A 22,058-nucleotide genomic window follows, 5' to 3' on the forward strand; every position below is an offset into this window, starting at 1 on the left:
CCTCCTTCCGGAAAGGCTTTGCCCATTATCTTAGATAATAATCGCTTTTTCTACCACTTCAACCAGTCTCCAACGTTTGTCTTTCGACAATGGACGAGTTTCCATGACTTTAACGACATCACCAATTTTAGCTACATTCTCTTCATCATGTGCCTTGAATTTCTTCGTGGACTTGATGCGTTTGTGATACAAGTTGTGCTTCTTATAGGTTTCAACAGCAATTACGATGGTTTTATCCATTTTGTCGCTGACTACTTTACCAACCAGCACTTTACGTGCATTACGCTCTTCGCTCATAGTTAGCCTCCTTCCTGAATACGGATATAAAATCCGCCATCACTTAACTAATCCCAAGTACTCTTTGATGGATAATGGTTTTAGCACGAGCTATTTCCTTACGCACATCACGAATCCGAGTCGGGTTGTCCAGTTGGCCAGTTGCCAATTGAAAACGGAGATTGAAAAGCTCTTCCTTGAATCCGGCGATCTTTTGTTCAATCTCGGCAGTGGTTAAGTTGCGAAGTTCATTAGCTTTCATTTGCTTCACCACCCACTTCTTCACGTTTCACAAACTTAGTCTTAACAGGCAGCTTGTGAGCGGCAAGACGCATCGCTTCACGAGCGATTTCTTCCGACACGCCTCCGAGTTCGAACATAATCTTGCCCGGTTTAACTACGGCTACCCATTTCTCAACGTTACCTTTACCACTACCCATACGAACCTCAAGAGGCTTTTGAGTAATTGGCTTATCCGGGAAAATCTTAATCCACACTTTACCACCACGTTTGATGTAACGTGTCATCGCGATACGTGCAGCTTCGATTTGACGGTTAGTGATCCAAGATGGCTCCAGAGCTTGCAGACCGAATTCGCCGAAGTTCAGCGTGGTGCCGCCTTTTGCCATACCTTTCATGTGACCGCGTTGTTGCTTGCGGTGTTTAACGCGTTTTGGTACCAACATGATTAGTTGCCTCCTTCCTGAGCAGCTTGTTTCTTAGCTGGGGGAAGAACTTCTCCACGGTAGATCCATACTTTTACGCCGATACGGCCGTAAGTTGTATGTGCTTCAGCCGTTCCGTAATCGATATCGGCACGAAGCGTATGAAGTGGAACTGTTCCTTCGCTATAACCTTCTGAACGGGCAATCTCAGCGCCGCCAAGACGTCCGCCAACTTGTGTTTTAATCCCTTTTGCACCGGAACGCATAGTTCTTTGAATCGCTTGTTTCAAAGCACGACGGAACGATACGCGACGCTCCAATTGTTGTGCAATGCTTTCAGCAACCAGAATTGCATCCAATTCAGGGTGTTTGATTTCATTGATGTTGATGTGTACTTTCTTACCGCCGGCAATAGCAGTAACTGCGCTACGAAGAATTTCTACTTCTGCGCCACCCTTACCGATAACCATACCTGGCTTAGCAGTATGAATTGTTACGTTCACACGGTTTGCCGCTCTTTCGATCTCGATGCGGGAAACAGCGGAATCTTTCAATTTGCCTTTAAGGTATTCACGGATTTTGACGTCTTCCATTAAAAGAGTACCGAAATCTTTGCCTGCATACCATTTAGATTCCCAGTCACGAATAATTCCGACCCGGAGTCCGACTGGATTTACCTTTTGACCCACACGTTATCCCTCCCTTATTTCTCAGATACCACCAAAGTAATGTGGCTTGTGCGTTTATTGATCCGGCTAGCGCGGCCCATGGCGCGTGGACGGAAACGTTTCATAGTAGGACCCTGGTTAACGAAAACTTCGCTAACGAACAAGCTGTTCACGTCCATAGAATAGTTGTGCTCAGCATTCGCAATTGCTGAGTTAAGCAACTTCTCAACCACTGGAGAAGCCGACTTCGGAGTGTGGCGAAGAATTGCAATCGCTTCTCCAACTTGCTTACCGCGAATCAAGTCAACAACCAATTTCGCTTTACGAGCAGAAATGCGCACCGATCTAGCATGTGCTTTTGCTTCCATTGTTTTCCCTCCTCTCGAACGAAGAACTTAATTATCTTCTTGTTTTCTTATCGTCACCCGCGTGGCCTTTGTAAGTACGTGTTGGCGCGAACTCGCCCAATTTGTGACCTACCATATCTTCCGTTACGTATACTGGCACGTGTTTACGGCCGTCATATACACCAAACGTATGTCCGATAAACTGAGGGAAAATAGTGGAGCGACGGGACCAAGTTTTAACAACGACTTTCTTGTCTGCCGCGTTCAGTTCCTCAACTTTTTTCAGCAGGTAACCATCGATAAATGGTCCCTTTTTCAAACTGCGACCCATGTATGAATCCTCCCTTCATGACAAATCTTCAAACCGCGAATCGACGCTTCGCGCTTAACTTACTGCCAGAAGCGTCTTATTTCGTGCGGCGGCGAACGATATATTTATCAGATGCCTTGTTTTTCTTACGCGTTTTGTAACCAAGGGTTGGTTTACCCCAAGGAGACATAGGCGATTTACGTCCGATTGGAGCGCGGCCTTCACCACCACCGTGTGGGTGATCGTTAGGGTTCATTACTACCCCGCGAACTTCAGGACGTTGGCCAAGCCAGCGACTGCGTCCAGCTTTACCGATTTTGATCAATTCGTGATCTTCGTTACCTACGGAACCGATGGTTGCGCGGCAAACGCTCAGGATCTTACGAACTTCACCGGAGTTCAAGCGAACGGATACGTATTTTTCTTCTTTACCCAGCAATTGAGCTTCTGTACCAGCAGCACGAACCAATTGTCCGCCTTTACCTGGCTTCAACTCAATGTTGTGGATAACTGTACCAACCGGAATGTTTTCCAGTGGAAGGGTGTTACCAATTTTGATATCGGCTTTAGGGCCAGACTCAATCTTATCCCCAACTTTAAGGCCTTTAGGAGCGATGATGTAGCGTTTCTCTCCATCAGCATAGTGGATCAAAGCAATATTGGATGTACGGTTCGGGTCATACTCGATTGTAGCAACGCTACCAGGTATGCCGTCTTTCGTACGTTTGAAGTCGATAATACGGTATTTACGTTTGTGTCCGCCGCCGTGGTGACGAACCGTAATTTTACCTTGGTTGTTGCGGCCCGCTTTTTTGCTCAGTGGCGCAAGCAACGATTTCTCTGGCTGGTTTGTTGTGATTTCTTCAAACGTAGACACGGACATTGCGCGTCTGGCCGGAGAGGTCGGTTTGTACTTTTTGATTGGCACTATATTTCCCTCCTTACTTTAAGAGTATTATTCTACCGCTTCAAAGAATTCAAGCGGCTTGCTGTCCGGGCTCAGCTTAACGATGGCTTTTTTCCACTCTGGAGTATATCCGGAGTATTTGCCATAACGTTTCAGTTTGCCAGGTACACGCATTGTGTTCACACTAACTACTTTAACTTTGAAAATAGCCTCAACGGCTTTTTTGATTTCGGTCTTGTTAGCACGAATATCCACTTCAAAAGCGTATTTCAATTCGCTCATGTATTCGGAAGTGCGCTCCGTAATCACCGGACGTTTGATAATATCACGAGGATCTTTCATTACGCGAACACCTCCTCTACCTTCAGAACTGCTTCCTTGGTGATGATCAGTTTGTCGTACGAAAGTACGTCAAGAACATTGATGCCATCAGCCGCTACGAATTTCACCCCAGGGATGTTACGAGCGGAAAGAGCTACGTTATCGTTGTAGCTGTCAGCTACGATCAACGCTTTGCGATCTACTTTCAGATTGTTCAGAATAGCTGCGAATTCTTTCGTTTTCGGAGCATTCAATGTCAAGCTATCCAATACGATAATGTCTTTATCGAGAACTTTCGAAGACAACGCGGATTTGATAGCCAAACGGCGAACTTTCTTAGGCAGTTTCCAGGAATAGCTACGAGGAGTTGGTCCGAAGACTACGCCGCCGCCTTTCCATTGTGGGGAACGAATGGAGCCTTGACGAGCACGACCTGTACCTTTTTGTTTCCAAGGCTTACGTCCGCCGCCACGCACTTCAGAACGTCCTTTAACTTTGTGTGTACCACGACGAAGGGAAGCTCTTTGCAGCAATACAGCTTCATGCAGCACATGCACGTTCGGCTCAATACCGAATACTGTTTCACTCAGTTCAACTTCGCCAACTTCGCTACCACTGATATTAAAAAGTGTTACTTTTGGCATTTCATGTTCCTCCTTTCTTTAGGAATTATTTCTTAACGGTTTGTTTCACTTTCACAAAGCTGTTTTTAGGGCCCGGAATCGCGCCTTTAACCAGCAATACGTTACGTTCTACATCCACACGGATGATTTCAAGCTTTTGAACCGTCACAGTTGTGTGGCCCATGTGACCTGGAAGGCGTTTGCCCTTAGGAACACGGTTAGCTTGGATCGAACCCATGGAACCTGGTCTTCTGTGGTAACGGGAACCGTGAGCCATTGGTCCGCGGCTTTGTCCCCAACGCTTGATAACACCTTGGAAACCTTTACCCTTGGTTGTACCGGTTACGTCAACAAATTCGCCTTCTGCGAAAATGTCAGCCTTAAGCTCTTGTCCAACCTCGAGTGCCCCGAGATCAACACCGCGAATTTCGCGAACGTAGCGCTTAGGTGTTGCATTTGCCTTTTTGGCGTGACCTTGTTCAGGCTTGTTAGAGCGACTTTCCTTCTTGTCGGAAAAGCCCAACTGCACTGCTTCATATCCGTCGATATTCAGGTCTTTCTTTTGCAGTACCACACAAGGTCCAGCTTCGATAACAGTAACAGGAATTACGTTACCTTCTGCAGTAAACACTTGAGTCATACCGAGTTTTTTTCCCAAGATACCTTTCATGTTGACACCTCTTTTCTTTTCCTAAGTTCCTAATGTTAGTATTACAATTTGATTTCGATATCTACACCGGACGGCAGATCCAAGCGCATCAAGGCGTCCACAGTTTGTGGTGTTGGGTTCACAATATCGATCAAACGTTTGTGAGTCCGTTGTTCAAACTGTTCACGGGAATCCTTGTACTTGTGCACCGCACGGAGAATAGTAATGATTTGCTTCTCAGTTGGCAGCGGGATCGGCCCGGATACACCAGCACCGGAACGTTTTGCTGTTTCAACGATCTTCTCTGCGGATTGATCAAGAATTCTGTGGTCGTAAGCTTTCAAGCGAATACGAATTTTTTGCTTTGCCATTTTAGTCCCTCCTTCTATCGCCCAATTTGGTATCGGACATACTCCGTGAAAATTTTCCGACGTTCGTCCCCATGGCAAAGGGGCCGGGTGTGTCAGTAACCTCTCACATCATCGCAACGTCTCAGAACAACATTTATTATTATATAGAATAGGCGGATACTTTGCAAGCGAAAATAAAAAAACGCGCATAAATTTTTCATGCAGCGTTAATTTTGGTCCTAAATCGTCTTTCTTCTATATATAAGTTAAAGATTTTCCGTAGCTGATTTGAAAAACACTGCCGAGGACGCAGTCTGGGCTGTTGTGGATCCGATTCCTTCAATCGTCTCGATCAAAGTTCGTATTTCCTCTTCTACCGTAACAATCTCCTGAGTACTACGCTGCATGGCTTCCACAATCTCAGCGAAAAGTTGACTCGTCTCCGTGGATTTCTGCTTACCACTTTTAGTGAGTTCCTGGACCTTACGGATCTCCTCCACTACCTGTTGACTGAGCAGGCCTGACTTGCTCGTGAGCTCCCCAATCAATACTACTGTGGTCTTGGTATCCTCCGCAAGCCTGCTGACTTCGTGTGCGACTACAGCGAACCCTCTTCCATGCTCACCAGCCCTGGCTGCCTCTATAGTAGCATTTAGAGAAAGGATCTTGGTTTGATCGGCAATCTCCTGGACAGCAACCACAATCTTCTGGATCTGCTTAGCGGAACTGGACAGTTCATTCACCGATCGTTCCATCGCTTGGGTCCGCTCAAAGATATAGTTAATTCGTTCCGAGAGGTCACTCAAATGTGCTCGTCCATCCTGCGCCATCTCTTGAGACTCCTGAGCGGAAGCAGCCGTACGCTTGAAAGTATCATTAACTTCATTACTGCTGGCCACCAGCTGCTCCACAGCGGCGTTGGTATCCATGCTGAGATCTACCAGTTCACCACTGAATTCTGCTATTTTCTGCTTCAATTCATTTTTTACGGTCTCATACTGCACTTCTTTCTCGCGGATATTCTCTTTCTCGTAGGCTTCCAGCACTAGTTGCTGTTCCAGATTCAACAGCTTAGTCACAGTCTGGACAAAGGCCACTCGTTCCTGATCATTGGTTGCTTCATTGTGGATAACAGTGATAAATACATTTTGGAGGTTTTGAAAAGCGGATAAGTACCATTTGGGCTCAAGCCCAACTCTCTTATGGATGTTTGCAATGTGGAGGCGTTTGGCAATATATTCTTCATTAACATTGCCGTCGAAGATCTCGATGATGTGATCGTGCAGCGTTTTTTTCAGTCGCTCAATACTACTGTGCTCCTGAATGATGGCTTCTAACTTGCGCACGCCCAACACCGAGTTGTAAAACTGATCAATGATGTAATCAATATTGCGTTCGAGAATCGGCTTGATCTTACGTAGCTGAGATAAATCTTCTTTCGTAAGATCAATCATTTTCATCTGCTCATTAAGCTCCTCATGCCCGTCAAGACTATGAAAGACCCCATTAACTAACGTTAAGGAAGTAGCCTCATGAGAGGAATCTATATCGGGAGGTTTCACAGTGTTCCTTCGTAAAGCTAAAGTGTGCATAAAAGAAAACGGACATTTCCCCATAATAACACTCCCCAAATCCCTATCTTTTTACAATGAATATATTCTCATATTATCCTATCCATCTGTTAAGTGTAAAGAATTTTAAGTTGTTTTTTGTAGGAATTTGTTGAAATAAATCAGATAAAAGCTGTATCTATCTTTTTTCATGTCGCATTTTGTATTTTAATGTCTTATTTCTTACTTGCTCTCTTGAATATTAAAAAGAAGTCTCACATTGATACCAGAAGGTATCTTGCTAAAACTCCTTAAATAAAGGTCACCATTGGTAAGGTAAATCTTAGGTACACAATATTTTTCTACTCGTACGGATCTCGCTCATACCTATTAGGGCATCCAAGTCTAAAATATTGATCACTCGTTTACGCACCGCAATCCATTTCCACTTAACAAATTGGTTGAGCTTTCGGCTTAGCGTTTCTGCAGTTGTTCCGATCATTGCTGCGATTTCTTTTTTGGGTGCTGGCAAAAGGATCTCTCTCGAATGCTCTCCATATGCCCGAACTGCTGCATCCTTTGAATAGAAGTAGATGAGAATTTTGGCCAGCCGCTGTTCCACCTCTAGCATATGCATCGCACCAGCCCACTCCTCTGCATAATGGAGCTGCTCACTCATCGACAGTAGGAAGTTATACGCAAGCGTCGCATTACCCGCCAATAAAGGGAGGAACTGCTCTCTGTGCAAGCAGCATACTGTACCCTCTTCCAGCATCTCAGCATTAACATAACTCTCTGTGTTCTTCAGCATGGAGAACTGACCACAATAATCCCCTGGGAACAGAAACCGCAAAATATGCTCCTTTCCATCCCGACTGCTCTGTGTAAGTTTAATCATGCCCGAATGCAATACAAATAAAGAATCCGATGGTTCACCTTCAACGCATACCAGATCCCCCTTGCTATAGCGCTTCGACTCAATAATCCCCTCTATAAGTGCTACTTCTGCATCCGTTAGACCTTTAAATACCGGCACACGCTGAACACAGGAAGATAAACAACAACTAGAACAGGACATGTTATCTCCCTTCTTTATAGTGATACTCTTACCATAGCAAAGCGCTACCTTCATCCTTGTGATTACCATCACCGTAATTTTGAATAATTGATCTATATCAAGGACGTAACTCTTTAAGACTGTCACAATAGGCATATAGAAAAAGATTATCAGGAGGAAATGCTCATGCTGCAATACAGCTTTGAGGATATGAAGAGAATGGACCGGGCTCAGCTAGGCAATATGGTTCCACTAGAGCTTTTTCGCACGATACGCCTGATCGGACTGAACCAAGGTCTTCCTATGGGGGGAAAGGATGACTGCTTTTGCAAAGGGCTGCCTGTACAGGAGGAAAAAATGATCTGTGATCTAGAAGGCGCAATTCTAGAAGGGGCAATATCCAAAATTATGGGTCGAATAATACCGGTAAGAGAGATCAAGTGCGATGCCCCTGGTCACAAGCACTGTGAGTATGAGATCAGACTTTAACTAAACAACCTATAAGGAAAGGTAGATTTTCATGCAGAAATTGATTTTATCCGAAGCTATCCAATACAAAGAAAGCCGTTTTACAAAAAGAGTTCTCTTTCAAGAAGGCGAAAGCGTCGTATTCGTACTAAATTTCCTGCCCGGTCAGCAACTACCCACACATACACATCCAGGAACTGATGTCTACATTCTGATGCTTGATGGCAAGGGCACAAATTACTGTGGACGGAGTAGATAAGGAGAGCAATAAGGGAGAGGTTATCCACATCGGTGGAGAGGAAGCATTTGCTTTTCATAACAGTGGGGAAATCCCGGCAAGTCTATATGTCGTATTATGCAAAATCCCAGATGCAGCCTACACCCGTAACGTTTAGATGAATTTGTTCTCCTTAAAAAAGCTCTGTTGCCGCATTTAGTGGTGCAGAGTTTTTTATGTGTTTATGTATACATCTATGTATCTATGAATGTACAAAAAAACAGAGGATCTTCAAGAGAAGACCCTCTGTCCTTATTAAGCAACTATCCTAATGGATAGAGCCAAATTATTTAGTGATGGTTGCTACAGCGCCGGCGCCAACTGTACGTCCACCTTCACGAATGGAGAACTTAGTACCTTCTTCAATCGCGATTGGGGAGATCAGGGCAACCGTTACAGTGATGTTATCACCAGGCATAACCATTTCAGTACCTTCTGGCAGGTTGATGATACCAGTTACGTCAGTTGTACGGAAGTAGAACTGTGGACGGTAACCAGTGAAGAAAGGCTTGTGACGGCCACCTTCTTCTTTAGTCAGAACGTAGATTTGAGCACTGAATTCAGTGTGTGGCTTAACGGAAGCTGGTTTAGCCAATACTTGACCGCGCTCGATGTTGTTACGGTCTACACCACGAAGCAAAGCTCCGATGTTGTCGCCCGCTTGAGCGGAATCCAGCAATTTACGGAACATTTCAACGCCCGTAACTACGGATTTCTTAGTTTCTTCGTGAATACCAACGATTTCGATTTCTTCGCCCACTTTAATGGTTCCGCGTTCTACGCGACCAGTTGCCACAGTACCGCGGCCAGTGATGGAGAATACGTCCTCGACAGGCATCAAGAAAGGCTTGTCAGTTTGACGCTCTGGAAGTGGAATGTACTCATCGATGATGTTGAACATTTCAACGATCTTTTGAGCCCACTCGCCGTCTGGGTTTTGCAGAGCTTCACGAGCGGATCCACGAGTGATTGGAGTGTCGTCGCCTGGGAAGTCATACTCGCTCAGCAAGTCGCGAACTTCCATTTCAACCAGTTCCAACAACTCTTCGTCTTCAACCATATCACACTTGTTCAAGAAGACAACGATGTAAGGAACACCTACTTGGCGGGACAACAGGATGTGTTCGCGAGTTTGTGGCATTGGGCCGTCAGCTGCGGATACAACCAGGATCGCTCCGTCCATTTGCGCTGCGCCAGTGATCATGTTTTTAACATAGTCGGCGTGACCAGGGCAGTCTACGTGTGCGTAGTGACGAGCAGGAGTTTCATATTCAACGTGAGCTGTGGAGATAGTGATACCGCGCTCGCGCTCTTCTGGAGCTTTATCGATTTGGTCGAATGCTACAGCAGCACCACCGTAAGTTTTGGACAATACAGTTGTGATTGCAGCAGTCAGAGTTGTTTTACCATGGTCGACGTGACCGATAGTACCAATGTTAACGTGTGGTTTAGTACGTTCAAACTTTGCCTTTGCCATTTGAACAGTTCCTCCTTAATATGGTTTCCTTGTATTTTAGAGCCGTCCGTCTAGTAGATTCAAAGATGACTGTTAATCGGAACGGCAAGTCAAAACGTTGTCTTACTCTCCGCCTTTGTTCTTGGACACGATTTCTTCAGCGATGTTCTTAGGAACTTCTTCATAGTGAGAAAGCTCCATTGAGAATACGCCGCGTCCTTGTGTACCGGAACGCAGGGTTGTGGAGTATCCGAACATTTCGGAAAGAGGTACCTTCGCACGAATAATTTGAGCACCACCACGGGAATCCATACCTTCGATCCGTCCACGGCGGGAGTTCAACATACCCATTACGTCGCCCATGTATTCCTCAGGAACAGTTACTTCCACTTTCATGATTGGCTCAAGCAAGATAGGTTTACACTTATCTTTTGCTGCTTTAAGCGCCATCGAACCAGCAATTTTAAATGCCATTTCGTTGGAGTCAACATCATGGTAAGAACCATCTACGATGGTTGCCTTAACGTCTACAAGCGGGAAGCCTGCAAGTACGCCGTTTTTCATTTGCTCTTCAATACCAGCAAGTGCAGGGGCGATGTATTCTCTTGGTACAGAACCACCGACGATCTTGCTTTCGAATTGGCTGCCAGTACCCGGCTCGAGAGGTTCAAACTCAACCCACACGTGACCGTACTGACCGCGACCTCCGGATTGACGAACGAATTTACCTTCAACGCGTGCTGGAGCTTTGAATGTTTCACGGTAAGCAACCTGTGGTTTACCCACGTTGGTTTCTACCTTAAATTCGCGGCGCATACGGTCGATGATAATATCCAGGTGAAGCTCACCCATACCTGCCAGGATTGTTTGGCCTGTTTCTTCGTCAGTGTGAGCGCGAAGAGTAGGATCCTCTTCTGTCAACTTACCGAGAGCAACACCCAATTTGTCTTGGTCAGCTTTGGTTTTTGGTTCAACTGCGATTTCGATAACCGGATCAGGGAAGTTCATGGACTCCAGAATAACCGGATGTTTCTCATCACATAGTGTATCACCTGTACCTGTATCTTTCAAACCAACGGCTGCCGCGATATCACCGGAGTATACTACGGAGATTTCTTGGCGGCTGTTCGCATGCATCTGCAGGATACGGCCGATACGCTCGCGTTTGTTCTTAGTAGCGTTAACTACGTAAGAACCGGACTCCAGAATACCGGAGTATACGCGGAAGAACGTAAGTTTACCAACATAAGGGTCTGTCATGATTTTAAATGCCAATGCAGCAAACGGCTCTTCATCCGAAGAATGACGAACAGTTTCTGTACCGTCTTCAAGGTGACCTTGAATCGCAGGTACGTCCACAGGAGATGGCAAGTAATCAACAACAGCATCCAGCATCAGCTGAATACCTTTGTTACGGTAGGAAGATCCACAAATTACTGGGAAGATCTTAACTTCAACTACGCCTTTGCGAATTGCAGCTTTGATTTCCGGAATTGTAAGTTCTTCGCCTTCCAGATACTTCATAGTCAGATCTTCATCAAGTTCAGCAACTTTCTCGATCAACTCGGTACGCAGTTCCTCAACTTGGGCCAAATATTCTTCCGGAATATCCGTTACTTCGATGTTTTGGCCAAGATCATCTTTAAAGATGTGTGCTTTTTGCTCAACTAGGTCGATAATACCCGCGAAATCACTTTCTGCACCAATTGGCAGTTGAATAGCAACTGCATTGGCTTGAAGACGATCGCGCATAGTTTCGATTACGTTAAGGAAATCCGCACCGATAATGTCCATTTTGTTAACATATGCGATACGTGGAACGTTATAACGGTCAGCCTGTCTCCATACGGTTTCAGACTGAGGTTCAACGCCCTCTTTCGCACTAAATACGCCTACTGCCCCATCCAATACACGCAGGGAACGTTCAACTTCAACAGTGAAGTCAACGTGCCCTGGGGTATCAATGATATTGATGCGGTGACCTTTCCACGCAGCAGTTGTAGCAGCGGACGTAATCGTGATTCCGCGCTCTTGTTCTTGTTCCATCCAGTCCATTGTAGCTGCACCCTCGTGAACTTCACCGATTTTGTGCGTACGGCCTGTGTAGAAAAGAATCCGCTCAGTAGTAGTCGTCTTACCAGCATCAATATGCGCCATGATCCCGATATTACGTGTATTTTTTAAGGAGAACTCTCTTGCCATTGAATGGAGCTCCTTTCAAAATAGAAGTTATTTTAATGACTAGAATCCTACCAACGGTAGTGAGCAAACGCTTTGTTCGCTTCAGCCATTTTGTGCGTGTCTTCACGTTTCTTAACGGAAGCACCAGTGTTGTTGGAAGCGTCGATGATCTCAGCCGCCAAACGCTCTTCCATAGTCTTCTCACCGCGGTTACGTGAATAGTTCACGAGCCAACGTAATCCCAAAGCAGTACGTCTTTCAGGCTTAACCTCGATAGGTACTTGGTAGTTCGCACCGCCGACACGACGAGCCTTAACTTCCAATACCGGCATGATATTCTTGATGGCAGCTTCGAAAACTTCCATCGGCTCTTTACCCGTACGTTCTTGAATCAGCTTGAACGAATTGTACAGAATGCTTTGAGCGACACCTCTTTTACCATCCAGCATAATGCGGTTGATCAAACGAGTAACCAACTTGCTATTATACAATGGATCTGGCAGTACGTCTCTCTTAGTAACTGGACCTTTGCGTGGCATGGATATCCCCCTTTCTTAAATGGTTCTTACTTAGTTTTAATCTTATTTCTTCACTTTAGGACGTTTTGCACCATACTTGGAGCGAGCTTGCATACGGTTAGCTACGCCAGCTGTATCCAGTGCACCACGAACGATGTGATAACGAACTCCCGCAAGGTCTTTAACTTTACCTCCGCGCAGCAATACAACGCTGTGCTCTTGAAGGTTGTGTCCGATACCTGGGATGTAAGCAGTCACCTCAAGACGGTTCGTCAAACGAACACGGGCATACTTACGAAGTGCGGAGTTTGGTTTACGTGGAGTCATTGTGCCTACACGAGTGCACACACCGCGTTTTTGCGGGGCGCTCAAATTTGTAGTCTCACGCTTCAGGGCGTTATACCCTTTTTGAAGAGCAGGAGATTTGGATTTGTCGATTTTGGCTTGACGGCCTTTACGAACCAATTGATTAATTGTTGGCATGTTGTGCCACCCCCTTCCTGAATTGATAACCTTCTTACGAACTTAAGTCCACAGACCCAGGTGGTTCATAAAAAGACAAATGAAAAGTCCTTGCTGCCGAAGTACACCCCGGTACAAAAACATTTCTAGATGCTTGCTATTGTTTTAAGACGGCTGCCATCGCAGCGCCCACTTCTATTCCGCAGGCCTTGCCCAAATTCAGCATCGTATCTACATAAGTGACCTTGACACCTTGTTTGTTACAAAGCATAACAATCCTGGAAGTAAGCCGTTGATCTCCGTCCTCTGCCACATATACTTCTGCGGCTTGGCCCATCTCCACCGCTTTGACGGTTTGCTTGGTACCGATCTTGACCTGAGCATCCTGTAATCCTCTATCTTCAGTCATGAAAAATCATTACCTCCAATGAACAAGAATAACAAGACTACTCACGCACCTTAGACATATTAGCATTATCAGAAGGCCCTGTCAAGAAAAACAGCAATAAATTTATAAAATCCATATCAGGCAATCGCGTCACGTCTAACCATGTAGAAATGACGCGAATACACTGACAATGGTTGTTCTATTACTCAGCAGGAACTGTCTCTAAAGATTCCAGTTCTTCTTCTGCATTCGGATCAGAAAGTTTAACGTTGCGGTAACGATTCATACCTGTACCGGCAGGAATCAGCTTACCGATGATAACATTTTCTTTCAGGCCGAGAAGTTTATCCACTTTTCCTTTGATGGCTGCATCTGTAAGCACGCGTGTTGTCTCTTGGAAAGACGCGGCAGACAGGAAGGAGTCCGTCTCAAGGGAAGCCTTGGTAATACCGAGCAGTACCGGCTTGGCAACTGCAGGCTCATTACCCGACAGGATAGCTTCTTTGTTCGCTGCTTCGTATTCATGAATGTCTGCAAACGCACCTGGCAGGAGATTGGTATCCCCGGCATCGATGATGCGGATTTTGCGCAACATTTGTTTGATCATAACTTCAATGTGCTTATCATTGATTTCTACGCCTTGGTTACGATATACACGCTGTACTTCTTGCAGAATGTAGTTCTGTACCCCACGGATACCTTTGATACGCAGCATTTCTTTAGGGTCAATCGAACCGTCGGTCAGCTCATCGCCAGCTTCAATTTCCTGGCCTTCACTAACGCGCAGCCGTGATCCGTAAGTAATGGAGTAAGTTTTGGATTCAGCTTCACCTTGAACTTCGATTTCACGACGGTCTTTGGTTTCACGGATTTCCTTGATTACGCCATCAATCTCACTGATTGTCGCCTGACCTTTAGGGTTACGGGCTTCAAACAACTCCTGGATACGCGGCAAACCTTGTGTGATATCGTCTCCCGCAACGCCCCCGGTATGGAACGTACGCATGGTAAGCTGTGTTCCTGGTTCCCCGATGGATTGGGCAGCGATGATACCAACTGCTTCACCGATTTCCACGTGCTTGCCTGTTGCCAGGTTACGTCCGTAGCACTTCTTGCAGACACCGTGACGGGCACGGCAGCTAAGTACGGAACGAATTTGCAGTTTGGTTACACCAGCATTGACGATTGCTTCCGCTTTGTCAGAATCGATCAGGTCATTGCGGTGTACAATAATTTCCTTAGTTTCCGGATGACGAACGGTCTCGAAGCAGTAACGACCTTCAATACGGTCATACAGATCCTCGATAACTTCTTTACCATCCTGAATACGGCTAACAGTGAACCCTTTATCCGTACCGCAATCTTCTTCGCGAACGATAACATCCTGTGCTACGTCAACGAGACGACGAGTCAAGTAACCGGAGTCCGCTGTACGCAACGCTGTATCGGCCAGACCTTTACGCGCTCCGTGCGTGGAGATAAAGTACTCCAAGACGGTAAGACCTTCACGGAAGTTCGCTTTGATTGGGAGTTCGAAAATTCGTCCGGATGGTGTTGCCATCAGTCCGCGCATACCACCAAGCTGGGTGATCTGCGATTTGTTACCCCGTGCCTTCGAATCAACCATGAGCATAATGGAGTTGTAACGGTCCATTGATTTCAAGAGGATATTCGTAAGCTCGTCTTTGGTTTTCGACCAAATCTCAATGACACGGTCATACCGTTCGTCATTGGTGATCAAACCACGGCGATATTGGTTAGCAACTACATCAACCTTCGCGTCGGAATCCTTCAGAATTTGTGCTTTTTCTTCAGGTACAACAACGTCTGATACGGCAACCGTTACACCGGAACGAGTGGAGTAAGTGAAGCCCAGTTGCTTGATTTTATCCAAAATCACAGATGTTTTGGTCGTATGATAAGTCTCAAAACAACGAGCGATGATAAGCCCAAGATATTCCTTACCTACAGCACCAGCATCTGAAGCATTCATGATGCGCTCGTGGATATCGGCACCTTTTTCATAGATGAAGTACTTATCAGGCGTACCATGAAGCAGGTTTGTTTTGGTTGCTTCGTTAATATAAGGGAAGCTGCTCGGATAGATTTCATTAAAGATAATCTTTCCGACAGTTGTGATCATCAACGCATTTTGTTGCTCTTCAGTAAAGGATGTTTTGTTAAGCGCCTTAACTGGAATAGCAACACGAGCATGCAGACCTGCAGTTCCGCGTTGGTAAGCCGAAACAGCTTCGTTTACGGTGCGCAGAATCATACCGCTGCCCTTTTCTTCCTTGTTGTCCATGGTCAGGTAGTACGTACCAAGGACCATATCCTGGGAAGGTGTAACAACTGGTTTACCGTCTTTAGGGTTAAGAATGTTACCAGATGCCAGCATAAGAATGCGAGCTTCAGCTTGAGCTTCTGCTGACAGAGGTACGTGTACCGCCATTTGGTCACCGTCGAAGTCGGCGTTGTAAGCCGTACATACGAGCGGGTGAAGACGGATAGCATGACCTTCTACCAGAATCGGTTCAAACGCCTGGATACCGAGACGGTGAAGCGTAGGGGCACGGTTAAGCAGAACCGGGTGCTCTCTGATTACTTCTTCAAGCACATCCCATACTTCAGGACTAACGCGCTCAACTTTACGTTTTGCGCTCTTTATGTTGTGGGCAAGCCCTTTATTAACCAATTCTTTCATTACAAATGGCTTGAACAGTTCCAGCGCCATTTTCTTAGGCAGGCCGCATTGGTACATCTTGAGGTACGGACCTACGACGATAACGGAACGTCCGGAGTAGTCAACCCGTTTACCGAGCAAGTTCTGACGGAAACGTCCTTGTTTACCTTTCAGCATGTGGCTGAGGGATTTGAGCGGACGGTTACCAGGACCGGTTACTGGACGGCCACGACGACCATTGTCGATCAGGGCGTCAACTGCTTCCTGAAGCATCCGTTTTTCGTTTTGCACGATAATATCAGGGGCACCAAGATCAAGCAGTCTCTTCAGACGGTTGTTCCGGTTGATTACACGACGGTACAAATCATTCAAGTCAGACGTAGCAAAACGGCCACCATCCAATTGAACCATTGGGCGAAGCTCCGGTGGAATAACCGGGAGCACATCCATGATCATCCAATCAGGTTTGTTGCCGGAGTTGCGGAAAGCCTCGATAACTTCCAGGCGTTTGATAGCCCGGTTGCGGCGTTGGCCTTGAGCCGTACGCAGCTCTTCTTTAAGGAATTCCAATTCCTTGTCGATGTCGATATCTTGAAGAAGCTTTTTGACAGCTTCAGCACCCATACCGGCTTGGAATCCGTAGCCGTATTTCTCACGGTAGCTGCGGTATTCTTTTTCAGACAGCAATTGCTTCTTCTCAAGCGGAGTTTCACCTGGGTCAGTTACAACATAGGAAGCGAAATAGATAATCTCTTCCAGGGATCTTGGCGACATATCCAGTGCCAGCCCCATCCGGCTAGGAATACCTTTGAAGTACCAGATATGCGATACAGGAGCTGCTAATTCGATATGCCCCATACGTTCGCGACGAACTTTCGCACGTGTAACTTCTACGCCACAACGGTCACAGACAACACCCTTATAACGGACGCGTTTGTACTTACCGCAATGACATTCCCAGTCTTTTTGGGGTCCAAAGATACGCTCGCAAAAAAGACCCTCTTTTTCCGGTTTCAATGTACGATAGTTAATGGTTTCCGGTTTTTTAACTTCTCCGCGGGACCAAGAACGAATTTTCTCCGGAGATGCGAGTCCGATTTTCATAAATTCAAAATTGTTAACGTCCAACAAGGAGCAACCCTCCTTAACCTAATCCTGATTTAGTGCCGCTGGCCCTCCCTTGATCATGACAATCAAAAGAGGGCGCGGTCCTTTTGTAATGGAATTCCAACGTTTCGGGATCTATTAATCTACTCCGACTTCTGAGCCTTCCAAGTTGAGGCTGAGCTTGTCGCCTGACGTATCGTCCTCATCATCCAGTTCTTTCATCTCGATCTCCTGCTCATCACCGCTCAGGATTTTAACATCCATACCCAGTGACTGCAGTTCCTTGATCAATACTTTGAACGACTCAGGAACGCCCGGTTCAGGTACGTTCTCGCCTTTGACGATGGATTCGTACGTTTTCACACGACCAACCACGTCATCGGATTTCACAGTCAGAATTTCTTGCAAGGTATAAGCAGCACCGTAAGCTTCAAGCGCCCACACTTCCATCTCCCCGAAGCGCTGACCACCGAACTGAGCTTTACCACCCAGCGGCTGTTGCGTAACGAGAGAGTATGGTCCAGTAGAACGAGCATGAATCTTATCATCAACCATGTGCGCCAGCTTGATCATGTGCATGACGCCAACGGTAACCTCACGCTCGAAGCGTTCACCTGTCCGGCCGTCGTATAGCACGGTCTTACCGTTGCGCTGCATGCCTGCTTCTTCCATCGTGTCGAATACGTCGTTCTCACGTGCACCGTCGAATACCGGCGTTGCGATATGAATACCCAGACGCAAAGCAGCCATACCGATATGCACTTCAAGCACCTGTCCAATATTCATACGGGAAGGGACACCCAGCGGGTTGAGGACAACCTGTACTGGTGTACCGTCCGGCAGGAACGGCATGTCTTCTTCTGGCAGGATACGGGCAACGACACCCTTGTTACCGTGACGTCCGGCCATCTTGTCACCTTCAGAAATCTTACGCTTCTGAGCGATGTACACACGAACCAATTGATTCACACCCGGTGGCAGCTCATCGCCGTTCTCGCGTGTAAATACTTTAACGTCAACGATAATACCATCACTACCGTGAGGAACACGCAAGCTTGTATCACGTACTTCACGCGCCTTCTCACCGAAGATGGCATGTAGCAGGCGTTCTTCAGCCGTAAGTTCCGTTACACCCTTAGGCGTTACTTTACCTACAAGAATATCGCCAGCGCTGATTTCCGCACCGATGCGGATGATGCCGCGCTCGTCAAGATTGCGCAAAGCTTCTTCCCCAACGTTAGGAATATCACGAGTAATTTCCTCAGGTCCGAGCTTCGTGTCACGGGCTTCAGATTCGTATTCTTCGATATGGATCGAAGTGTATACATCCTCTTTAACCAATTTCTCACTCAGCAAGATCGCATCCTCGTAGTTGTAACCTTCCCAAGTCATGAACGCAACGACTACGTTACGACCAAGAGCCAATTCGCCCATTTCTGTGGAAGGTCCGTCTGCCAGGATATCACCTTTCTTAACTACGTCGCCTCTCTTAGCGAGTGGGCGTTGGTTAATACAGGTACCTTGGTTCGAACGCATGAATTTGTGTAATTTATATTTAACGATATCGCCTTTAACTTCTTTGCCTTCGACAGTCTCGACACGACGCAGCCAAATTTCGTTGGCAGAGGAACGCTCGATAACACCGTCATATTTGGAAACGATACATACGCCGGAATCTTTAGCAGATTTATGCTCCATTCCTGTACCCACTAGTGGAGCCTTAGGAATAAGCAATGGAACTGCCTGACGTTGCATGTTGGATCCCATCAGTGCGCGGTTGGAGTCATCGTTCTCCAGGAACGGAATGAGCGCCGTAGCGACCGATACAACCTGTTTAGGCGATACGTCCATGTAATCGACGCGATTACTCGGCATGGATGTAATGTTATCCGAATCTTTGTTGTAACGAACGATAACCATGTCTTCTTTGAAAGAACCGTCTTCTTCCAAAAGAACGTTGGCCTGTGCGACAACGTAGTTGTCCTCTTCATCCGCAGTCAGGTAATCAATTTGCTCAGTGACCTTACCTGTCTTCGGATCAACCCAACGGTACGGAGCTTCAATAAATCCGTATTCGTTGATGCGAGCGAAGGTGGACAAGGAGTTGATCAAACCGATGTTCGGACCTTCCGGCGTTTCAATTGGACACATCCGGCCATAGTGACTGTGATGGACGTCGCGAACTTCAAAGCCCGCGCGTTCCCGCGTAAGACCTCCGGGTCCGAGTGCGGAGAGACGACGTTTGTGTGTCAACTCTGCAAGCGGGTTAGTCTGGTCCATAAACTGGGACAACTGAGAGCTACCGAAGAACTCTTTAATCGATGCGATAACCGGACGAATGTTGATAAGCGCCTGTGGTGTAATCGCATTGGCATCCTGAATGGACATTCTCTCACGTACTACGCGTTCCATACGGGACAAGCCGATACGGAACTGATTCTGCAAGAGTTCGCCGACAGAACGCAGACGACGGTTACCCAAGTGGTCGATATCATCCGTGTTGCCGATACCGTGCAGCAAATTAATAAAATAGCTGATTGAGGAAATAATATCAGCCGGAGTAATATGCTTGACCGCTTTATCGATATTGCCATTGGCAATCAGCTTGATCACCCGTCCATCTTCAATCGGCGAATAAACGTCGATCGTCTGAAGCGGAATATCTTCACTGTCAAGCACTCCGCCAGTTACGCGGTAGTTCTTGTGAGCAACATCTTTCTCAAAATGCGGAATCAGCTCATCAAGCAAACGACGGTCTACCATTTGTCCTGCTTCAGCCAGGATTTCGCCAGTGGCTTCATCTACCAAAGGCTGAGCCAGACGCTGATTGAACAGACGGTTCTTAATGTGCAGCTTTTTGTTGATTTTGTAACGACCTACGTTAGCTAGGTCATAACGTTTTGGATCAAAGAAACGTGCAACCAGCAAGCTCTTAGCATTATCAAGAGTTGGCGGCTCGCCCGGACGAAGACGCTCATAAATTTCGATAAGCGCTTTTTCCGTAGAATCCGTATTGTCTTTATCCAGCGTATTGCGAATATATTCATCATTACCAAGCAATTCCAAAATCTCAGCATCACTGCCGAAACCTAGTGCACGCAGAAGCACGGTAACCGGAATTTTACGGGTCCGGTCAATCCGAACATACATGATGTCCTTCGCGTCGGTTTCAAGCTCTAGCCATGCGCCGCGGTTAGGAATTACTGTAGCGGTGTAGGTTTTCTTGGCGTTCTTATCTACTTTTGTGCTGAAATAGACGCTTGGAGAGCGAACCAACTGGCTGACAATAACCCGTTCCGCACCATTGATAATAAACGTGCCGGTCTCCGTCATCAGCGGGAAATCCCCCATGAACACTTCCTGCTCTTTGACCTCACCGGTTTCCTTATTGATGAGACGCACCTTTACCCGAAGAGGAGCCGCATATGTTACGTCCCGCTCTTTAGCGTCATCAACCGTATATTTCGGTTCACCCAGGCTGTAATCAATGAACTCGAGTACCAAATTGCCTGTGAAATCCTGGATCGGCGAGATGTCCTGAAACATTTCCCGTAATCCCTCTTCCAAAAACCAATCATACGATTTTTGTTGGATCTCGATCAGATTCGGAACCTCGAGAACTTCGTTAATTCTCGCATAGCTTCGCCGAGTGCGTCGACCATACTGAACAAGATGTCCTGCCAACTTTACTCACCCCTCATGTCTACTCACTTAAAAATTGATTGCGAACCCTTGTTTGGAACCGTATAATGGAACCATAACAGCAGGATTCAGCCCTAAATAAAGAAAGGCCCTTATCGAAAATCTTCGAAAAAAGAGCGCATTTATTTACGGCGAAAATACTCCTTATCCAGTAGATTTGCCCAAAACGTACATATTATACGTCAGCAAGCAACAGTTTATGCATTTGTCCTCACGCTCTCGGCTTCGTAATACCACCACAGACATGAAGCACACTTCCGCAAAAACATGCCGTACGGCATGCGCTTGCCGCCGACAATATATCACTTGACATTTCAGCAAACTAAAGACATGGAGCCTATCTTAATACTGACATTTTATAATAATACCACTATCAGTATCTCATGTCAACGACCAAATGCCTTTTATTTTTGAGCCCGCAGAATTCGGTAGCCCTTGTCTTTCCCCACTTCTTCAACTTCCGAGAATAAACTCTCCAGCTTGGTCACTGCCGACGGTGCACCTTGTTTCTTCTGAATGACTACCCACAGGCTTCCGCCTACTTCCAGGTGCTCATAAGCTTCTTCAAAAATTTGATGAACGACTGCTTTTCCCGCCCGAATCGGGGGATTGGTAAGGATCACATCGAATTTCTGGTCCTTCAATACGCTGAGCACGTCGCTTTCCATTACCGTAACATTCCTTATCCCGTTCTGCTGTGCATTCTCGCGCGCCAGTTCAACCGCACGGCTATTGATATCAACCATCGTTACATGTCCCCCAGGGACAAGATGAGCTGCGCTGATTCCAATAGGTCCATACCCACAGCCGACATCAAGCACAGCCGAACCATCCGGGATCTCCATCATTTCTATCAGTACACGGCTACCATAATCAATATCGCCTTTTGAGAAAACACCGGCATCGCTCGTAAAGCTGAGATTCTTCCCTCTGAGAACGGTATTAATCGTGCGTCTGTTATGACGCACTTCGGGCTGCTGCGAATAATAATGCTGCGACATGTAGCTCCTCCCTTTTCCTTAAACCCATTGAATGTACAAGCATTCCCTTTTCATACAGCAAACCCCTTGAACATGTTCAAGGGGTCTTTTGT

General features: G+C 46.4%; 23 protein-coding genes. 2 read left to right on the plus strand and 21 right to left on the minus strand.

From position 1 onward, the window contains the following. Positions 1-30 precede the first annotated feature (30 nt). The 13 genes from rpsQ to ACFORK_RS27600 all read right to left on the minus strand — a co-directional run bounded on the left by rpsQ (position 31) and on the right by ACFORK_RS27600 (position 7,879). Positions 31-297: a 30S ribosomal protein S17 gene (rpsQ, locus tag ACFORK_RS27540; protein ID WP_066367620.1), complete on the minus strand. Its 267-nt coding sequence runs from the start codon at positions 295-297 to the stop codon at positions 31-33. Positions 298-340: 43 nt separating this feature from the next. Beyond that, a complete protein-coding gene (rpmC, locus tag ACFORK_RS27545) occupies positions 341-538 on the minus strand; it encodes a 50S ribosomal protein L29 (protein WP_066367623.1) in 198 nt (65 codons plus the stop codon). Further along, a complete protein-coding gene (gene rplP / locus ACFORK_RS27550; protein WP_379205183.1) occupies positions 528-962 on the minus strand; it encodes a 50S ribosomal protein L16 in 435 nt (144 codons plus the stop codon). The genes rpmC and rplP overlap by 11 nt, the downstream gene beginning before the upstream one ends. A gap of 2 nt (positions 963-964) precedes the next feature. Then, positions 965-1,630 carry a 30S ribosomal protein S3 gene (rpsC, locus tag ACFORK_RS27555; RefSeq protein WP_175370343.1) on the minus strand — a complete coding sequence of 222 codons (666 nt, stop codon included), beginning with the start codon at positions 1,628-1,630 and terminating at the stop codon, positions 965-967. A 14-nt stretch (positions 1,631-1,644) separates the two neighbouring features. After that, complete coding sequence (gene rplV / locus ACFORK_RS27560) at positions 1,645-1,977, minus strand: 50S ribosomal protein L22 (protein WP_019908228.1); 333 nt, start codon at positions 1,975-1,977, stop codon at positions 1,645-1,647. A 31-nt stretch (positions 1,978-2,008) separates the two neighbouring features. Continuing rightward, a complete protein-coding gene (gene rpsS / locus ACFORK_RS27565; protein ID WP_019908227.1) occupies positions 2,009-2,287 on the minus strand; it encodes a 30S ribosomal protein S19 in 279 nt (92 codons plus the stop codon). Positions 2,288-2,363: 76 nt separating this feature from the next. Then, positions 2,364-3,194 carry a 50S ribosomal protein L2 gene (gene rplB, locus ACFORK_RS27570; RefSeq protein WP_066367631.1) on the minus strand — a complete coding sequence of 277 codons (831 nt, stop codon included), beginning with the start codon at positions 3,192-3,194 and terminating at the stop codon, positions 2,364-2,366. A 27-nt stretch (positions 3,195-3,221) separates the two neighbouring features. Next, complete coding sequence (gene rplW, locus ACFORK_RS27575) at positions 3,222-3,515, minus strand: 50S ribosomal protein L23 (RefSeq protein ID WP_019908225.1); 294 nt, start codon at positions 3,513-3,515, stop codon at positions 3,222-3,224. Beyond that, entirely contained in the window at positions 3,515-4,138 is a 624-nt protein-coding gene (rplD, locus tag ACFORK_RS27580) for a 50S ribosomal protein L4 (RefSeq protein ID WP_379205187.1), read from the minus strand. The genes rplW and rplD overlap by 1 nt, the downstream gene beginning before the upstream one ends. Before the next feature lie 25 nt (positions 4,139-4,163). Next, the gene (rplC, locus tag ACFORK_RS27585; RefSeq protein ID WP_066367635.1) at positions 4,164-4,787 is read right to left on the minus strand and encodes a 50S ribosomal protein L3; all 624 of its coding nucleotides are present in this window, start codon (positions 4,785-4,787) and stop codon (positions 4,164-4,166) included. A 41-nt stretch (positions 4,788-4,828) separates the two neighbouring features. Continuing rightward, positions 4,829-5,137, minus strand: a complete 309-nt coding sequence (gene rpsJ, locus ACFORK_RS27590; protein WP_017692074.1) for a 30S ribosomal protein S10 — start codon at positions 5,135-5,137, stop codon at positions 4,829-4,831. Between the two features lie 245 nt (positions 5,138-5,382). Then, complete coding sequence (locus ACFORK_RS27595; protein ID WP_379205190.1) at positions 5,383-6,732, minus strand: protoglobin domain-containing protein; 1,350 nt, start codon at positions 6,730-6,732, stop codon at positions 5,383-5,385. Positions 6,733-7,009: 277 nt separating this feature from the next. After that, positions 7,010-7,879, minus strand: a complete 870-nt coding sequence (locus ACFORK_RS27600; protein WP_379205256.1) for a Crp/Fnr family transcriptional regulator — start codon at positions 7,877-7,879, stop codon at positions 7,010-7,012. Positions 7,880-7,909: 30 nt separating this feature from the next. Here ACFORK_RS27600 and ACFORK_RS27605 point away from each other — a divergent pair, with 30 nt between their 5' ends. Further along, positions 7,910-8,212, plus strand: a complete 303-nt coding sequence (locus ACFORK_RS27605) for a V4R domain-containing protein (protein ID WP_379205192.1) — start codon at positions 7,910-7,912, stop codon at positions 8,210-8,212. A 200-nt stretch (positions 8,213-8,412) separates the two neighbouring features. Further along, positions 8,413-8,586, plus strand: coding sequence for a cupin domain-containing protein (locus tag ACFORK_RS27610; RefSeq protein ID WP_379205195.1), 174 nt, complete (start codon positions 8,413-8,415; stop codon positions 8,584-8,586). Positions 8,587-8,754: 168 nt separating this feature from the next. Here ACFORK_RS27610 and tuf read toward each other — a convergent pair whose 3' ends face one another. The 8 genes from tuf to ACFORK_RS27650 all read right to left on the minus strand — a co-directional run bounded on the left by tuf (position 8,755) and on the right by ACFORK_RS27650 (position 21,966). Continuing rightward, a complete protein-coding gene (gene tuf, locus ACFORK_RS27615) occupies positions 8,755-9,945 on the minus strand; it encodes an elongation factor Tu (protein ID WP_379205197.1) in 1,191 nt (396 codons plus the stop codon). Between the two features lie 102 nt (positions 9,946-10,047). Beyond that, a complete protein-coding gene (gene fusA, locus ACFORK_RS27620) occupies positions 10,048-12,126 on the minus strand; it encodes an elongation factor G (protein ID WP_379205199.1) in 2,079 nt (692 codons plus the stop codon). Positions 12,127-12,173: 47 nt separating this feature from the next. Further along, a complete protein-coding gene (rpsG, locus tag ACFORK_RS27625) occupies positions 12,174-12,644 on the minus strand; it encodes a 30S ribosomal protein S7 (protein WP_019908219.1) in 471 nt (156 codons plus the stop codon). A gap of 42 nt (positions 12,645-12,686) precedes the next feature. Beyond that, positions 12,687-13,106 (minus strand): 30S ribosomal protein S12, encoded by a 420-nt coding sequence (rpsL, locus tag ACFORK_RS27630; RefSeq protein ID WP_066367672.1) that lies wholly within the window; start codon positions 13,104-13,106, stop codon positions 12,687-12,689. A gap of 136 nt (positions 13,107-13,242) precedes the next feature. Continuing rightward, positions 13,243-13,494 (minus strand): ribosomal L7Ae/L30e/S12e/Gadd45 family protein, encoded by a 252-nt coding sequence (locus ACFORK_RS27635; protein ID WP_066367675.1) that lies wholly within the window; start codon positions 13,492-13,494, stop codon positions 13,243-13,245. Between the two features lie 181 nt (positions 13,495-13,675). Further along, a complete protein-coding gene (gene rpoC / locus ACFORK_RS27640) occupies positions 13,676-17,287 on the minus strand; it encodes a DNA-directed RNA polymerase subunit beta' (RefSeq protein WP_379205203.1) in 3,612 nt (1,203 codons plus the stop codon). Between the two features lie 114 nt (positions 17,288-17,401). Then, positions 17,402-20,947 carry a DNA-directed RNA polymerase subunit beta gene (gene rpoB, locus ACFORK_RS27645; protein ID WP_379205205.1) on the minus strand — a complete coding sequence of 1,182 codons (3,546 nt, stop codon included), beginning with the start codon at positions 20,945-20,947 and terminating at the stop codon, positions 17,402-17,404. 422 nt (positions 20,948-21,369) lie between these two features. Further along, positions 21,370-21,966 carry a class I SAM-dependent methyltransferase gene (locus tag ACFORK_RS27650; protein ID WP_379205207.1) on the minus strand — a complete coding sequence of 199 codons (597 nt, stop codon included), beginning with the start codon at positions 21,964-21,966 and terminating at the stop codon, positions 21,370-21,372. Between the last annotated feature and the right edge of the window lie 92 nt (positions 21,967-22,058).

Origin of the sequence: Paenibacillus sp. GCM10012306 (genome assembly GCF_042649265.1) — a bacterium.
Lineage (GTDB): Bacteria > Bacillota > Bacilli > Paenibacillales > Paenibacillaceae > Paenibacillus_AQ.

Excerpts from the sequence above, each read along its gene's own strand:
- rpsQ (WP_066367620.1), bottom strand. The coding sequence starts at position 297 with ATGAGCGAAGAGCGTAATGCACGTAAAGTGCTGGTTGGTAAAGTAGTC.
- rpmC (WP_066367623.1), bottom strand. The coding sequence starts at position 538 with ATGAAAGCTAATGAACTTCGCAACTTAACCACTGCCGAGATTGAACAA.
- rplP (WP_379205183.1), bottom strand. The coding sequence starts at position 962 with ATGTTGGTACCAAAACGCGTTAAACACCGCAAGCAACAACGCGGTCAC.
- rplV (WP_019908228.1), bottom strand. The coding sequence starts at position 1,977 with ATGGAAGCAAAAGCACATGCTAGATCGGTGCGCATTTCTGCTCGTAAA.
- rpsS (WP_019908227.1), bottom strand. The coding sequence starts at position 2,287 with ATGGGTCGCAGTTTGAAAAAGGGACCATTTATCGATGGTTACCTGCTG.
- rplW (WP_019908225.1), bottom strand. The coding sequence starts at position 3,515 with ATGAAAGATCCTCGTGATATTATCAAACGTCCGGTGATTACGGAGCGC.
- rplD (WP_379205187.1), bottom strand. The coding sequence starts at position 4,138 with ATGCCAAAAGTAACACTTTTTAATATCAGTGGTAGCGAAGTTGGCGAA.
- rplC (WP_066367635.1), bottom strand. The coding sequence starts at position 4,787 with ATGAAAGGTATCTTGGGAAAAAAACTCGGTATGACTCAAGTGTTTACT.
- rpsJ (WP_017692074.1), bottom strand. The coding sequence starts at position 5,137 with ATGGCAAAGCAAAAAATTCGTATTCGCTTGAAAGCTTACGACCACAGA.
- ACFORK_RS27595 (WP_379205190.1), bottom strand. The coding sequence starts at position 6,732 with ATGGGGAAATGTCCGTTTTCTTTTATGCACACTTTAGCTTTACGAAGG.
- ACFORK_RS27600 (WP_379205256.1), bottom strand. The coding sequence starts at position 7,879 with ATGCCTATTGTGACAGTCTTAAAGAGTTACGTCCTTGATATAGATCAA.
- ACFORK_RS27605 (WP_379205192.1), top strand. The coding sequence starts at position 7,910 with ATGCTGCAATACAGCTTTGAGGATATGAAGAGAATGGACCGGGCTCAG.
- ACFORK_RS27610 (WP_379205195.1), top strand. The coding sequence starts at position 8,413 with ATGGCAAGGGCACAAATTACTGTGGACGGAGTAGATAAGGAGAGCAAT.
- tuf (WP_379205197.1), bottom strand. The coding sequence starts at position 9,945 with ATGGCAAAGGCAAAGTTTGAACGTACTAAACCACACGTTAACATTGGT.
- fusA (WP_379205199.1), bottom strand. The coding sequence starts at position 12,126 with ATGGCAAGAGAGTTCTCCTTAAAAAATACACGTAATATCGGGATCATG.
- rpsG (WP_019908219.1), bottom strand. The coding sequence starts at position 12,644 with ATGCCACGCAAAGGTCCAGTTACTAAGAGAGACGTACTGCCAGATCCA.
- rpsL (WP_066367672.1), bottom strand. The coding sequence starts at position 13,106 with ATGCCAACAATTAATCAATTGGTTCGTAAAGGCCGTCAAGCCAAAATC.
- ACFORK_RS27635 (WP_066367675.1), bottom strand. The coding sequence starts at position 13,494 with ATGACTGAAGATAGAGGATTACAGGATGCTCAGGTCAAGATCGGTACC.
- ACFORK_RS27650 (WP_379205207.1), bottom strand. The coding sequence starts at position 21,966 with ATGTCGCAGCATTATTATTCGCAGCAGCCCGAAGTGCGTCATAACAGA.